This is a genomic window from Salmonella sp. 32120201201600049SM, from assembly GCF_017572835.1.
GTDB lineage: Bacteria > Pseudomonadota > Gammaproteobacteria > Enterobacterales > Enterobacteriaceae > Salmonella > Salmonella enterica.
In genome coordinates this window covers 448,685-463,162 of record NZ_JAGESA010000001.1, presented here as the reverse complement: position 1 = coordinate 463,162, position 14,478 = coordinate 448,685, and the positions used below count along the sequence as shown (strand labels likewise).

Here is a 14,478-nt window from a genome sequence, read left to right as displayed (position 1 = left end):
ACTTGCCGGGGCAACCATTTTGAAAAGCACCAGTGATCTGTTCAATGAAATCATTCCGCTGGGTCGCTTGATCTACATGGTAAATCAAAAAAAAGATCGCCTGTTAAATAACTATTTATCCCCGCTGGATATCACCGCAACACAGTTTAAAGTGCTGTGCTCGATACGCTGCGCGGGATGTATTACCCCGGTTGAACTTAAAAAAGTGCTGTCTGTCGATCTCGGCGCATTGACGCGGATGCTCGACCGCCTGCTGTGCAAAGGCTGGATCGAAAGACTGCCAAATCCTAATGACAAACGCGGCGTACTGGTGAAGCTAACGCCGGACGGCGCGGCAATTTGTGAGCAATGTCATCAACGACCAGGGCAAGACCTGCATCAGGAATTAACAAAAAACTTAACGGCGGACGAAGTGGCAACGCTTGAGTATTTGCTCAAGAAAATTCTGCCGTAGACAAAAAAGAGGTATGACGATGTCCAGACGCAACACTGACGCTATTACTATTCATAGCATTTTGGACTGGATCGAGGATAACCTGGAGTCGCCGCTCTCACTGGAAAAAGTGTCTGAGCGTTCAGGATATTCCAAATGGCACCTGCAACGGATGTTTAAAAAAGAGACCGGTCATTCATTAGGTCAATACATCCGCAGCCGTAAGATGACGGAAATCGCGCAAAAATTAAAAGAGAGCAACGAGCCCATTCTCTATCTGGCGGAACGCTATGGCTTTGAGTCACAGCAAACATTGACCCGGACGTTCAAAAACTACTTTGATGTGCCGCCACACAAATACCGGATCACCAATATGCATGGCGAATCACGGTATATGCTGCCGCTGAACCATGGCAACTACTAGTTTGTTTATGCGCCACGCGAAGAGCACTATGAAAATGCTGTTTCCCGCCCTGCCGGGTCTATTACTTATCGCCTCCGGATATGGCATTGCAGAACAAACTTTGTTACCTGTGGCGCAAAATAGCCGCGATGTGATGCTTCTGCCCTGTGTGGGCGATCCGCCAAATGACCTTCACCCCGTGAGCGTGAACAGCGATAAGTCAGATGAATTAGGCGTGCCCTATTATAACGACCAACACCTTTAACCTCTTTGCCCCGTTTTGCGGGGCATTTTTTTAGTACCATCTGGCGATGACAAGTCCGCCGCTATTACCTCGCGGCATGGTCTGAAATTAGCGTTTGTCTTCTTAGTAACATAATGCCTCATCCCCTGACGCGCGCAGTACGGCGCACACGAAATCCAAACACATTGATATAGAGTCCAGCCATAATCAGTACTGCGCCCGCAAGCTGCATCCCAGTCAACGTTTCCCCGAGTAACACCGCGGCGCTCGCCAGCCCGACTACCGGCACCAGCAATGATAACGGCGCCACGCGCCAGGTCTCATAGCGCCCCAGTAACGCGCCCCAGATGCCGTAGCCAAGTATAGTGGCGACAAAAGCCAGATAAAGCAGCGACAATATCGTCGTCATATCGATGGTAATAAGGCTTTGCGTAATGTGATCCGCCCCCTCCAGTAGCAGCGATGACAGCAGGAACGGCAGGATCGGGATCAGCGCGCTCCAGACCACCAGCGACATCACCGCCGGGCGCGGACTATGTTGCATAATTTTTTTATTAAAGATATTGCCGCAGGCCCAGCTAAATGCCGCCGCCAGAGTCAGCATAAATCCCGACATCGCTATATGCTGTCCGTTGAGACTGGCTTCAATCAATACCAGTACACCTATAATCGCCAGGGCGATCCCCGCTAACTGCTTACGTTGTAACCGCTCGCTAAAAACAAACGCCCCCAATGCCATGGTAAAAAAGGCCTGCGCCTGTAATACCAACGACGCCAGTCCTGCGGGCATACCAAACTTTATCGCGCAAAAGAGAAAGGCGAACTGCCCAAAGCTTATCGTCAGGCCATAGCCCAGCAACAGCGTAAGCGGGACTTTAGGCCGGGCGACAAAGAAAATTGCCGGAAACGCCACCAGTAAAAATCGTAATCCTGCCAGCAATAATGGCGGCATATGGTGCAGGCCGACTTTGATGACAACAAAATTGAGCCCCCATACGACAACCACCAGTAACGCCAAAAAACCGTCTTTACGCGACATCATCGGCCCCTGTCATTATTAAAATTTTGTAAAAAGGTAAGTTATCGGAAATCAGTGCGCCATAACAGGACTTTTCTTTTTACCGTGAGCATGGCATTGAACAACACACGATGGGCAAAATCCTGCGTTATGGTATGTTAAGACTACGCTATAGCGTATAGACATCATGCTTTTGCGGGCACGGTAGATTAAAACGTCCCGATACGTAACCTCCATTTCAGGCAGGAAAAATGAATCCAGTATTGAGACGTTCGACGTTGGCTCTACTCGCCTCATCGCTGTTATTGACAATTGGACGCGGGGCCACGCTCCCCTTTATGACCATCTATCTTAACCGTCAGTACGGTTTAGGCGTGGATCTGATTGGCTACGCGCTGACCAGCGCGTTAACGATTGGCGTCGTCTTTAGTCTTGGCTTTGGGATTCTGGCGGACAAGTTTGATAAAAAGCGCTACATGTTACTCGCGATTATCGCCTTCGCCTGCGGATTTATCGCCATCCCAATGGTGCACAATGTCGTACTGGTTGTCCTGCTTTTTGCGCTTATTAACTGCGCCTATTCGGTTTTTTCTACCGTCCTGAAGGCCTGGTTCGCCGATAACCTTACCGCGACAACAAAAACGCGGATTTTTTCGCTCAACTATACCGTACTCAATATCGGCTGGACGGTTGGCCCGCCGCTCGGCACGCTGCTGGTGATGCAAAGCATCAATTTACCCTTCTGGCTTGCCGCTATCTGTTCCGCATTTCCGCTGGTCTTTATTCAGGTATGGGTGACACGTTCGGTTGCCGCCAGCGAGGGGAAAAATGCCGCTATCTGGTCTCCCTCCGTTCTGCTGCGCGACAAAGCATTATTGTGGTTTACGCTTTCGGCATTTCTGGCCTCCTTTGTGGGGGGCGCCTTTGCGTCCTGTATTTCACAGTACGTTATGGTCGTTGCCGATAGCGGCTTCGCGGAAAAAGTGGTAGCCGTCGTCCTGCCGGTTAATGCGGTTATTGTGGTCAGTTTGCAATACGCCGTGGGCCGTCGACTTACCGCCGTCAATATTCGACCAATGATGACGACCGGCACCGTCTTTTTTATCGCCGGGCTCATCGGATTTATTTTTTCAGGCGACAATCTGTTTTTTTGGGGGCTTTCAGCGGCAGTATTCACGATTGGCGAAATTATTTATGCCCCCGGCGAATATATGTTAATTGACAACATTGCGCCTGCCGGGATGAAAGCCAGCTATTTTTCAGCGCAATCGCTGGGCTGGCTGGGTGCGGCGGTAAACCCGCTGGCCAGCGGCGTCATCCTGACGACGCTTCCCGCCTGGTCGCTTTTCGTTGTCCTGATAATCGCCATTGTGTTCGCCTGGGCACTGATGTTAAAAGGAATGCGGATTACCCCTACGCAACAGGCTATTACCTGTTAATTATCTGCAGCCAGTGATGTGCGCAGTTTCTGGCGCACCGGGTTAACCCTATATATTGCAGGCTAATTATCTGCTGTCACTGCGGTAATTCAGGAATATTCCTGGGCGCTGACGAAAATATTCTAATGCTTTACCCTTCCAGTAAAATAAATACGCAATTCAGACTTTGCTTAAGTATAAATTAGTACTATAGTCTGTACGAGGTTTTTTAAAAAAGAGGATGCACACTAAAATAAGGAGAAACGAGATGTTAGGCAGTATTAACCTTTTTATCGTTGTATTAGGAATTATTTTATTTTCCGGATTTCTGGCCGCCTGGTTCAGTCACAAATGGGATGATTAATGAACGGAGATAATCCCTCGCAGAGCCGGCCCCTTGCTGCATCGTTGCGCAAGGGGCCGCTTTTGTCTGGATGGCAGGCAAAAAAAACCGCCGGTTCACCAGCGGTAAATGCTTGCATGGATAGATTTGTGTTTTGCTTATACGCTACCGGGCAAATTCTTGCGAGGATAACGGATCGCTAACGACTGTAGCACCGTCAATATCAATGAAGCTTAAACGATACGCAACCAGACCTGAATAAGACATTATGGGACCTTTTGTCCCCCAGGCGCTTTTACAAGACCCATGGTATCAGGCCAGCCGCATGCCCCGTATGGCTGACCTGGATATTGCCGGTTAGCGCGCGTTATTTTTGCAATCGGTTCACGCGGACAAGCGGTTCCTTCGCTTTCTTGTCCAGACTACCGTTAATGTTGATCATTTGATCCGGCTGAACTTCCCGCCCATCAAATACGGCGGAAGGAATTATCACGTTAATCTCGCCGGACTTATCACGAAATACATAGCGATCGTCGCCTTTATGATCAATAAGGTTGCCGCGCAGCGAAACGGTCGCGCCATCATGCAGGGTTTTTGCCTGTTCGATGGTCATTTTTTCTGCATCATCCGTACCACGATAACCATCCTCAATAGCATGAGGCGGCGGCGGTGCCACGTCTTTTTTTAATCCCCCTTGATCATCCGCTAGCGCGTAAGGCATTATCAGAAAACTTAAAAATGCAGCCACCTGTAGTTTCATGCTCTCTCCTTAATAACGTCTATTTGACGTATTAAGTCTGGCCGCTATTTTTAGTTTTTACAAACATGAATTTACCCGCAGAATATTAAGCAATAAAATCAACCCATCCGGATTAATATGCAACCGACATCAGCGCCGGTGAGCGCGAAAGCGTAACGGCGTAATAGAGAACTTGCCACATCGCTGAAGTCATATGCATCAACATCTGGATAGCAATTCAGAATAATCGGCTTTATTTTTTGAGGATAATGGCCTTACGCATAATCAATGACAGTCATCGCCGCAAGAAAGTAAGCAAGTTATGCAACAGCGGGTTTGTTGGTAACTGGATAAAATAATCATTCACTGACAATGTCATAAAATAAATATGCCATAATTGAGAAGAACGAACATATTTCATTTGTCTCTGTAACGGAAAAATAAACGATGAGATTAGAACAGCACGATATTGTCACCCTTGATGAAGCCGAATCCGTCGATAGCCTGACAAAAAAACTTGGTGATTTACTGGTTAACCAGAAACTCCGTCTGACCACTGCAGAATCCTGCACTGGCGGGAAACTGGCTTCAGCATTGTGCGCAGCAGAAGATACGCCCTCATTTTACGGTGTGGGGTATGTCACCTTTACTGATGAAGCCAAAGCAAAAATCTTACGCGTACAACGCCACAGTCTTGCCGAACATACCGCCGTCAGCGAAGCGGTCGTTACTGAAATGGCACAGGGCGCTAAGGATCAGGCTGAGGTCAATATTAGCATAGCGATCAGCGGCTATGGCGGGCCGGAAGGCGGCGAAGATGGCACGCCGGCGGGCACCGTTTGGTTTGCCTGGAATATTAACAATACAACTTTTACAAGCCGACAACATTTCAACGGAGATTGTCAGGAAGTATTGGAAAAATGCGTACGCTTCGCCCTCGCTGAATTGCTTTTTCTGTTAACGAAGAAAGCATAAACAATAATTTCATCTGACCGGTCAGAATAACTCCCGGTCAGAATAAAAAAATGCGAGCCTATGGCCCGCATCGTATGTGCAATATTTCAGAATATATTTATGAAATATCAGGAGTAAAATTAATTGCCGGATTTCCGTCCGCCACTGTGGCTATTCTGGCCACCTTTTTTACCCGCTTCAGATGCACGCTGTGGGTCGTTTTTAAAGTTCCCACCGCTATGCTGGCCGCCTTTACGACCTGCTTCTGAGGCTTTCTCTTTATCTTCTGCAAAATTACCGGAACCGCCGCGATGTTCTGCCATAATATAATCCTCATGATGATGTTGCGTTTTAAATATGATATGTCTTCTCATATCATGTGATACAGTTCTAAATCTAGTCGCCCTGTGCGCAGTGTCAAATTCATTTCTGCATTATTTACATAATACCGCCACATAGCGAAAAATATATTTTTCGAAAACGTCAACAGCGAAGCGGTAATAAATCATTGGCAATCAAGCCACCACGGGAAAATAAGTAGAAAAATCCGAATGCACGCCCTCGTTATATTCAGACAACTTAACCCCATAAATTTAACTGGCTGTCATCAGAAGTGCAGGATTCATTTTCAGGCGGTTGTTCGACAATGCCGAACAACCGTATCAGCTTAGCGATCGAGCCCACGATATTGCAACATGGGGTCAATATGCGGTTCATGTCCACGCCAGGCTGAATAAAGCGTTTCTAAATCAGTACTATTCCCCCGGGAAAGGATAACATCACGAAAACGCTGCCCGTTTTCACGCGTCAGGCCGCCCTGCTCTACAAACCATTGATAACCGTCATCCGCTAACATTTGCGTCCACAGGTAGGCGTAGTATCCCGCTGCGTAGCCGCCGCCGAAGATATGGGCAAAATAACTGCTGCGATAGCGGGGCGGCACTGCCGGTAAATCAAGATGCTCGGCGGCCAGCGCCTGCTGCTCGAACTCAGCGACAGACTGCTCTGCTACGCTCTCCTCCAGCATATGCCAGCGCATATCCAGCAATGCGGCGCCGAGCAATTCAGTCATATCGTAACCTTTATTAAATAAACTCGCCTTGCGCATTTTTTCCTGTAAATCAGCGGGCATTTTTTCACCGCTGTCGACATGACGCGCGTAGCGTTCGAACACGCGTGGATGGCTCGCCCAATGCTCATTAATCTGGGAGGGAAACTCGACAAAGTCGCGGGGCGTATTGGTACCTGAAAGCGTGGCATAGCGCTGAACGGCAAACAAACCATGTAACGTATGACCAAACTCATGGAAGAGCGTAATAACGTCGTCCCAAAGCAGTAATGCAGGCTGCCCATCAACCGGTTTCTGATAGTTACATACATTGTATATAACGGGCCGGGTTTCATTGAGTGTGGATTGCTCGACAAAATTCCCCATCCACGCGCCGCCGCTTTTCGAGTCCCGCGCGAAGAAGTCGCCATAAAATAACGCCATGCCGACACCATCGGAATCGAAAATCTCCCACACCCGAACATCAGGGTGATACACCGGAATGTCAAAACGCTCGACGAAGGTGATGCCGAATAGTTGGTTGGCGGTCCAGAAAACCCCCTCTTGCAACACCGTATTTAAGGCAAAATAGGGCTTCAGTTGCGCTTCATCTAACGCATATTTTTCCCGCCGTACCTGTTCGGCATAGAACATCCAGTCCCAGGCCTGAACGGTGTAGCCGCCCTGCTCACCATCAATGACGTTCTGAATTTCCGCCTGTTCATTGAGTACACGCTGACGCGCTGGCGGCACAATGCCACGCATAAAGCTCAGTGCGGCTTGCGGCGTTTTCGCCATCTGATCGGCCATTTTCCATGCGGCATAATTGGGGAAACCCAGCAGTTTTGCCTGACAGCGACGAATCTCTACCAGACGCTGAACGATAGCGCGGGTATCGTGGGCATCTCCTTTTTCCGCCCGAGTCCATGACGCTGCGAATAAATTTTCGCGAGTCTGGCGATCGCGCAGCGTAGCAAGCGCAGGCTGTTGCGTCGTATTAAGGAGCGGAATGAACCAGCGCTCCTCCAGGCCTTTTTCACGCGCCGCTTCAGCAGCGACGGTCATTTCTTCCGGGCTTAATCCTGCCAGGCAATGCGCGTCATCGACCGCCAGCCCGCCCGCTTTACTTGCCGCCAGCAGACGCTGATTAAACTGACTCATTAAGGTCGCGGATTCAGTATTCAATACCTTCAGTTGCGCTTTATCCTCTTCGGCAAGCTGCGCGCCTGCCAACACAAAACGCTGATGGATCACATCGACCAACCGTAGCGACTCATCATCCAGCCCCAGTGAGTGACGCTGTTGCCAGACGGCATCCACGCGAGCGAATAACGCGCTATTCAGATAAATATCGTTGGAGAGCGCCGCCAGCTCGGCAGAAAAGGCCTCATCCAACCGCTGGAGTTCATCGTTAGTGTGCGCGGCCGTCATCGCGAAAAAAATGCTGGTGACGCGTGACAGAAGCGCCCCGCTTTGCTCCAGCGCCAGAAGCGTATTCGTAAAGTCAGGGGCCGCCGGATGATTGACGATGGCCTCGATTTCCACGCGTTTTTGCCGCACGCCCTCATCAAAAGCAGGACGATAATGGCAATCTTTGATCCGATCAAAACGCGGTGCCTGATAAGGCAACATACTCTGGTCTAACAAAGGATTCGTCGACATTTTTCACTCCTGAAAATAGGTTGATCATAAGAGTAAGCTTCCCCCTATGCTGACCGCAACCGTGTTAACCAGGATTACCCTTTCATAAACGCCGCGTGCTATGGTAATACAACACAAAAAGCGTTGAGGAACTGTGTGATGATCGTTTTAGTAACTGGAGCAACCGCAGGGTTTGGCGAGTGCATTGCACGCCGTTTTGTTGAGAATGGACATAAAGTCATTGCCACGGGACGTCGTCATGAACGCCTGCAAGCGTTAAAAGATGAGCTTGGCGAGAACGTATTGACCGCCCAACTGGACGTGCGCAACCGCGCGGCCATCGAAGAGATGATGGCCTCTCTGCCTGCGCAGTGGCGCGATATTGATGTGCTGGTCAATAACGCCGGTCTGGCGCTGGGTCTTGAACCGGCGCATAAAGCCAGCGTAGAAGACTGGGAAACTATGATCGATACTAATAATAAAGGCTTAATTTATATGACCCGCGCCGTGCTGCCAGGAATGGTCGAACGTAATCGCGGTCATATCATTAACATCGGTTCAACCGCCGGCAGTTGGCCTTATGCTGGTGGCAACGTCTATGGCGCGACGAAAGCCTTTGTGCGCCAGTTTAGCCTGAATTTGCGCACGGATTTACACGGCACGGCGGTTCGCGTGACCGACATTGAACCGGGTCTGGTTGGCGGTACCGAGTTTTCCAGCGTCCGTTTCAAAGGCGACGATGAGAAAGCGGGTAAAACCTACGAAAATACCACCGCGCTCACGCCAGAAGACATTACCGAAGCGGTATGGTGGGTGGCCACACTCCCCGCGCATGTGAATATTAATACCGTTGAAATGATGCCTGTTACCCAATCCTTCGCAGGGCTCAGCGTCCACCGTAGCTAAGGGGTTATACCCGGTCTGCGGGCCGGGTAATCCCTGGCAAACGTATCTGCAACCAGAAACATGAAAGGTATAGACCACCACGGAAAAGTGGTAGAGTATCCGGGTCAACCGCCTAAAAAGTAAGAATGAATGACCGTCGAAACGCAGCTTAACCCTACACAGCCTGTCAACCAGCAAATTTACCGTATTCTTCGGCGTGATATCGTGCATTGTCTTATCCCGCCTGGCACGCCGCTATCAGAAAAAGAGGTCTCAACCCGTTTTAACGTTTCGCGTCAACCGGTGCGCGAGGCTTTTATAAAGCTGGCGGAAAATGGGTTGATTCAGATCCGCCCTCAGCGCGGTAGTTATGTGAATAAGATTTCGCTTTCTCAGGTACAGAATGGCTGCTTTGTTCGGCAGGCTATCGAATGCGCGGTGGTCCGCCGTGCGGCGGCGATGATCACCGACAACCAGTGCTATCAACTGGCGCAAAACCTGCACCTGCAACATATTGCCATCGAGCGCAAACAGATTGATGATTTTTTCCAGCTTGATGACGATTTCCACCAAAAGCTGGCGCAGATCGCCGATTGCCAGTTAGCGTGGGATACCATTGAAAATATCAAAGCGACAATCGACCGGGTTCGCTATATGAGTCTGGATCATGTTTCTCCGCCGGAGATGTTGTTGCGCCAGCACCATGATATTTTCTCCGCGCTGGAAAATCGTGACGGCAATGCGGTTGAGAGCGCAATGACCCAGCATTTGCAGGAAATTAGCGAATCCGTTCAGCTTATTCGTCAGGAAAACAGCGGCTGGTTTAGCGAAGACTAACTCCCTTTAACGTCGGGGTGAGACGCCTTCTCCGCTTTCTCACCCTGCACATTCCCGCCTAAAAAGCCGTGAGCTTGATCAAAAACAAAAAAAATTCGCAACGATAAGCGTATTTATATGTCGCCCGTCATGCGGGGAAACCTGCGGGCTTTGGCAGTAAGTTTGAAAGGAGAAAACACCATGATGACATACGATCGTAACCGTAACGCAATCACTACCGGTAGCCGGGTCATGATAAGCGGCACAGGTCATACCGGGATTATCAAAGCCATTGAGAGCGAAGGTCTGGATGCAGGTCAAATTCGCCGCGGCAAAACGGTGATTGTCGAAGGTTGTGAAGGTAAATTCGCGCCAGTCGAACTGATTCGTCTTGGCATGAACTGATACTACTGGCCGCTAAGAACCGCTCCGGCCTTCCCGGTAGCATAATGCTACCGGGTCTCTGTTGCGCTACTTCAACCGCTCGGCATATTTCGCCACGCTCGCTTTCGCGCCATATGTCAGTAAACTGTCATAGGCTTCTTGCACTTTTTGCGTAAACCGCGCCGCCTGCGGCAAATCGTTGCCGAAAATTTCTGCCATTCCCAGCAGCGCCTTAACACGACTGGCGCCTTCTTCACTGTTTGCCACGGCGCGCTGAATAACCGGCAATAGCGGATCGCTGACGTCGATGGCCTTGCCCTGCTCATCCACGCCGCCAACGTAACGCATCCACCCCGCCACGCCCAGCGCCAGCAAATCAAAATCGCTATGATTAGCAAGATGCCAGCGAACGGAGTCCAGCATACGCTGCGGAAGTTTCTGGCTGCCATCCATCGCAATCTGCCAGGTACGATGACGCAGCGCCGGATTACGGTAACGCGCAATCAACTGATCGGCATAACGCTGTAAATCTACCCCCTGGACTTTCAGCGTTGGCGCCTGCTCGCGTAACATTAACGCCTGCGCGGTCAGACGATAGTTGTCGTCAGCCATGCAGTCATTAATATGCTGATAGCCGGCAAGATACCCCAGATAAGCCAGGAATGAATGACTGCCGTTAAGCATTCGCAGTTTCATCTCTTCAAACGGAACCACGTCGGCGACCAACGTCGCGCCCGCGTTTTCCCACAGCGGACGACCCGCCACAAACGTATCCTCTATCACCCACTGACGAAACGGTTCACAGGCAACGCCCGCCGGATCGCGCACGCCGGTCAGTTGTTCGATTTTATCCAGCGTCTCCGGCGTGACCGCAGGGACAATCCGATCAACCATCGTTGACGGAAATGTCACGTTTTGCTCGATCCATATCGCCAGTTCCGCATCCACCTCCCGGGCGTAAGCCGTCACAACCTGACGCGTCACATGCCCATTTTCCGGCATGTTATCGCAGGACATCACGGTAAATGCCGGTAAGCCTGCGGCTTTACGACGCGCTAACGCTTCGACAATAATACCCGGTGCCGTTAGCGGTTGATGCGGATTTTGCAGGTCGGCGGCAATCATGGGATGTTCCAGCAGAAGTTGGCCCGTGGCTGGCGAATGACAATACCCTTTCTCGGTAATGGTCAGAGACACAATCGCTATTTGCGGTTCGCACATCGCCGCCAGCACACGTTCCAGACCATCAACCTGGACATGCAACGCCGCTTTGACGACGCCCACCACACGCGCCGTCCAGGCTTCCGCCGACATCTCCGCCACGGTATAGAGGTTATCCTGCTGCTTTAGATCGGCAATCTGTTGTTCGCCGCCAATAAGATTAACCTCATAATAGCCCCAGTCGCTATGCTGCTCCGCAGCCAGAATATCTGTATAAACCCCCTGATGCGCGCGATGAAACGCGCCAAAACCGAGATGGACCATCCGCGCCGCCAGCGCCGCGCGATCGTAATCAGGAAGCGTCGCCTTTGCCGATAAAAGCCTGTTTTGCATTTTATAACCTCTATATTCTGAAAGCGGAGCAGTCGCAGAGTAACGCCTGCCCTGGTGCATTTGGATTTACACTGATTAAACAAAAGTGACCGGACAGCATGGCCGAAACCGCATTAGCGTTCCGGCCATACCGTCGACACGATTTAACTCGTCTGGGTTGCGGAGTGGCGTAACTTCTCTGCCGCTGTCGCTTCCGCCGCATCCTCAGGCAGACTCAGGTCGCGATCTCTGACCTCCGGCATCAACAGCGCAGAAATCAGACCAATACACGAGTAGAGCACCAGCATAATTAAGATGGGCAGCCAGGAATCGGTCATGTTACAAAAGATCCCTGCGAGGACGGGGCCAAAGCCAACCGCCACCAGCCCCCCAGCCTCTTTTGAAATCGCCATCCGGGTGAAGCGATTACGCGATCCGAAAATTTCCGCCATGGTGATGTTTTCCAGCGCAAATAATCCCAGCACGGCAAAGTTATGAATAACAATGAGCGCTGCCATAATAACGCCAGGGCTATACGTTTTATCTACCACAATAGACAGCATCGGCCAGGCGAGAATAATCGCGGAGATATTCAATATTATATACGGCAGCCGACGGCCGTATTTATCGGACAACCACCCTAATAGTGGGATAGTGATAAAACCAATTACGGAACTTATCATTAACGCATCGGTTGGGATAGATTTGTTAAATAATAACGTCTGAACTAAATATCCGGCAAGGAAGGTTTGAATAAGCCCGGAATTCCCCGCTTGTCCAAAACGTAAACCTGTGGCCAGCCAGAAAGATTTGCTGGTAAACATCGCGCCCAATGTATTTTCTGACGCAGGCGTTAACGCTGGCGATTTTTCACCTTCGCTTACTTTTTCGAATACCGGACTTTCTTTCAGATTCATTCGCAGCCAGATCGCGAATATCATAACAACGACGCTCGCCAGGAAAGGAATACGCCATCCCCAGGCGATCAGTTGTTCGCGTTCAAGCGCAAAGAACATCACCGCCCAGATCGCCGTCGCGCTCAACGTACCGCAATTGGTGCCCATCGCGACCAGCGAGGAAATGATGCCACGCTTTCCTTTCGGCGCATACTCGGCCAGCATGGTACCCGCGCCGGAAATTTCCGCCCCGGCGCCCAGCCCCTGTATAATTCGCAATGTTACCAGTAATACTGGCGCAAAAATGCCGATTTGCGCATACGTCGGCAGTACGCCAATCAGCGTGGTGCAGATCCCCATCATGGTGATAGTAATAAACAATACTTTTTTTCGTCCGATGCGGTCGCCCATTTTACCAAAAACAAAGGCGCCGATAATTCTGGCTATATAACCTGCACCATAGGTGCCCATTGCCAGAATAAGCGCCATCGCGGCAGACTGTTCCGGGAAAAATATCTCATGGAAGACCAGAGCCGCGCCTAGTGAATATAACTGAAAATCCATAAATTCAAGCGCGGTGCCTAACCAGCCAGATACGGCAGCGCGCACTAAATCCTGAGTCGAGCGTTCATGCTTTATTTGTGTCATATAGGCAATCTCTAAGAGGTAAGATGCGTACCACTTACTCGCAATTATTTATATTATTTCGCAAACGTGAGTAAGACTTTGCAGCATTGACGCTGGTCTTTCTCGAAAAGCTCAATCGCGTCGGTGACATGTTGATAATCAAATGTATGCGTTATCAGCTTATCCGGATCAATAAGCCCTTTATTCAGCCAGTCAATCACGACCGGGAATTTATTGGCATTAAGACGCGATGAATAAATAGCCAGCTCTTTTCCGGTAATACCCTGCTGTACAATCTCACACGGGTCGCTGGAAAATCCCATCAGGACAATGCGTGCCGCAGGCGATGCAAGGGTAATCGCCTCTTGCAGGATAGCGGGATGACAGGCGGCATCGACAATCAAGGTCGGCTTTAGCGCCTTCTGCTGTAGAAATTCCGCCAGTGAATGTTGACCATTATTGAGGGTCCAGTCAGCGCCGCTCTGCTTCGCCATCGCTAAACGCTCTTCAATGCGATCAACGACTATGACCGTTTTAACCTGATAAACCCCCTTCAGCGCCTGTACGGTCGTCAGTCCCATCGGGCCTGCGCCATAGATAAGCGCCACGTCCTGTTCGGTTGGATTCACCTGCCCCGTCACATTTGCCGCAATGGTAAACGGCTCAACCATGACGGCATGATGGTCTGCGATGTTGTCCGGTATGCGATGAGCATTACGGGCCGGCGCCACCGCATACTCGCTGAAACCGCCGTCACGATGCACGCCCAGCACCACCAGCGAGGTACACACATTGGGTTTACCGACTGAACAAGGGTAACAATGCCCGCAACTGATCACCGGATCGACGGATACCCGTTCTCCTATCCGGTCGCGATTGACGTTGTCGCCTACCGCGTCGATGACACCGAAAAATTCATGGCCTATGACACGGGGATATTTTGCAAAGGGATTATGTCCCCGATAAATATGACTGTCGGAACCGCAGATACCCGCCAGTTTCACTTTAATACGAACTTCACCCGGCGTAGGCTGCGGAAGCGCGCGCGTTTCGATAGTTAATGTATTCGGTTTTTCGATTACGATGCTTTTCATTT

At 50.4% G+C, this 14,478-nt stretch carries 16 protein-coding genes; 9 read left to right on the top strand and 7 right to left on the bottom strand.

Annotation, left to right across the window (positions count from 1 at the left end):
* Positions 1-19: 19 nt before the first annotated feature.
* From marR to marB, 3 genes are read left to right on the top strand one after another with little or no spacing between them, the layout of a single operon-like run.
* Complete coding sequence (gene marR / locus J4650_RS02345) at positions 20-454, top strand: multiple antibiotic resistance transcriptional regulator MarR (protein WP_000843434.1); 435 nt, start codon at positions 20-22, stop codon at positions 452-454.
* Between the two features lie 19 nt (positions 455-473).
* Entirely contained in the window at positions 474-857 is a 384-nt protein-coding gene (marA, locus tag J4650_RS02340) for an MDR efflux pump AcrAB transcriptional activator MarA (RefSeq protein WP_000091194.1), read from the top strand.
* A gap of 28 nt (positions 858-885) precedes the next feature.
* Complete coding sequence (gene marB, locus J4650_RS02335; RefSeq protein WP_000783049.1) at positions 886-1,101, top strand: multiple antibiotic resistance protein MarB; 216 nt, start codon at positions 886-888, stop codon at positions 1,099-1,101.
* Between the two features lie 118 nt (positions 1,102-1,219).
* Here marB and eamA read toward each other — a convergent pair whose 3' ends face one another.
* Positions 1,220-2,122 carry an O-acetylserine/cysteine exporter gene (eamA, locus tag J4650_RS02330; RefSeq protein WP_000987750.1) on the bottom strand — a complete coding sequence of 301 codons (903 nt, stop codon included), beginning with the start codon at positions 2,120-2,122 and terminating at the stop codon, positions 1,220-1,222.
* Between the two features lie 227 nt (positions 2,123-2,349).
* Here eamA and ydeE point away from each other — a divergent pair, with 227 nt between their 5' ends.
* Entirely contained in the window at positions 2,350-3,537 is a 1,188-nt protein-coding gene (gene ydeE, locus J4650_RS02325; RefSeq protein WP_001070320.1) for an efflux MFS transporter YdeE, read from the top strand.
* A 247-nt stretch (positions 3,538-3,784) separates the two neighbouring features.
* On the top strand, positions 3,785-3,880 hold the full coding sequence (mgtS, locus tag J4650_RS02320; RefSeq protein WP_000901531.1) for a protein MgtS: 96 nt from the start codon (positions 3,785-3,787) through the stop codon (positions 3,878-3,880).
* Positions 3,881-4,226: 346 nt separating this feature from the next.
* On the opposite strand, the gene J4650_RS02315 is transcribed toward mgtS, so the two are convergent.
* A complete protein-coding gene (locus J4650_RS02315; protein ID WP_000776348.1) occupies positions 4,227-4,619 on the bottom strand; it encodes a YdeI family stress tolerance OB fold protein in 393 nt (130 codons plus the stop codon).
* 426 nt (positions 4,620-5,045) lie between these two features.
* On the opposite strand from J4650_RS02315, the gene J4650_RS02310 reads away from it, so the two are divergent.
* Complete coding sequence (locus tag J4650_RS02310; RefSeq protein ID WP_001235357.1) at positions 5,046-5,573, top strand: 2-oxo-tetronate isomerase; 528 nt, start codon at positions 5,046-5,048, stop codon at positions 5,571-5,573.
* 119 nt (positions 5,574-5,692) lie between these two features.
* Here J4650_RS02310 and J4650_RS02305 read toward each other — a convergent pair whose 3' ends face one another.
* Both J4650_RS02305 and dcp read right to left on the bottom strand, forming a co-directional pair.
* Positions 5,693-5,875, bottom strand: coding sequence for a general stress protein (locus tag J4650_RS02305; protein ID WP_000807642.1), 183 nt, complete (start codon positions 5,873-5,875; stop codon positions 5,693-5,695).
* Between the two features lie 344 nt (positions 5,876-6,219).
* Complete coding sequence (gene dcp / locus J4650_RS02300; protein ID WP_023993253.1) at positions 6,220-8,262, bottom strand: peptidyl-dipeptidase Dcp; 2,043 nt, start codon at positions 8,260-8,262, stop codon at positions 6,220-6,222.
* Between the two features lie 138 nt (positions 8,263-8,400).
* On the opposite strand from dcp, the gene ydfG reads away from it, so the two are divergent.
* The 3 genes from ydfG (at position 8,401) to ydfZ (ending at position 10,347) form a co-directional block, all read left to right on the top strand.
* Positions 8,401-9,147 (top strand): bifunctional NADP-dependent 3-hydroxy acid dehydrogenase/3-hydroxypropionate dehydrogenase YdfG, encoded by a 747-nt coding sequence (gene ydfG, locus J4650_RS02295; RefSeq protein ID WP_000636564.1) that lies wholly within the window; start codon positions 8,401-8,403, stop codon positions 9,145-9,147.
* Between the two features lie 129 nt (positions 9,148-9,276).
* Positions 9,277-9,963: a GntR family transcriptional regulator gene (locus J4650_RS02290; RefSeq protein WP_000215562.1), complete on the top strand. Its 687-nt coding sequence runs from the start codon at positions 9,277-9,279 to the stop codon at positions 9,961-9,963.
* Between the two features lie 180 nt (positions 9,964-10,143).
* A complete protein-coding gene (gene ydfZ, locus J4650_RS02285) occupies positions 10,144-10,347 on the top strand; it encodes a putative selenium delivery protein YdfZ (protein ID WP_000989267.1) in 204 nt (67 codons plus the stop codon).
* Positions 10,348-10,413: 66 nt separating this feature from the next.
* Here ydfZ and J4650_RS02280 read toward each other — a convergent pair whose 3' ends face one another.
* From J4650_RS02280 to J4650_RS02270, 3 genes are all read right to left on the bottom strand, one after another.
* Positions 10,414-11,880 (bottom strand): mannitol dehydrogenase family protein, encoded by a 1,467-nt coding sequence (locus J4650_RS02280; protein WP_001181258.1) that lies wholly within the window; start codon positions 11,878-11,880, stop codon positions 10,414-10,416.
* Positions 11,881-12,023: 143 nt separating this feature from the next.
* Positions 12,024-13,403, bottom strand: a complete 1,380-nt coding sequence (locus J4650_RS02275) for an MFS transporter (protein WP_000192118.1) — start codon at positions 13,401-13,403, stop codon at positions 12,024-12,026.
* A gap of 53 nt (positions 13,404-13,456) precedes the next feature.
* Entirely contained in the window at positions 13,457-14,476 is a 1,020-nt protein-coding gene (locus tag J4650_RS02270) for a Zn-dependent oxidoreductase (RefSeq protein WP_023993252.1), read from the bottom strand.
* Positions 14,477-14,478 lie beyond the last annotated feature (2 nt).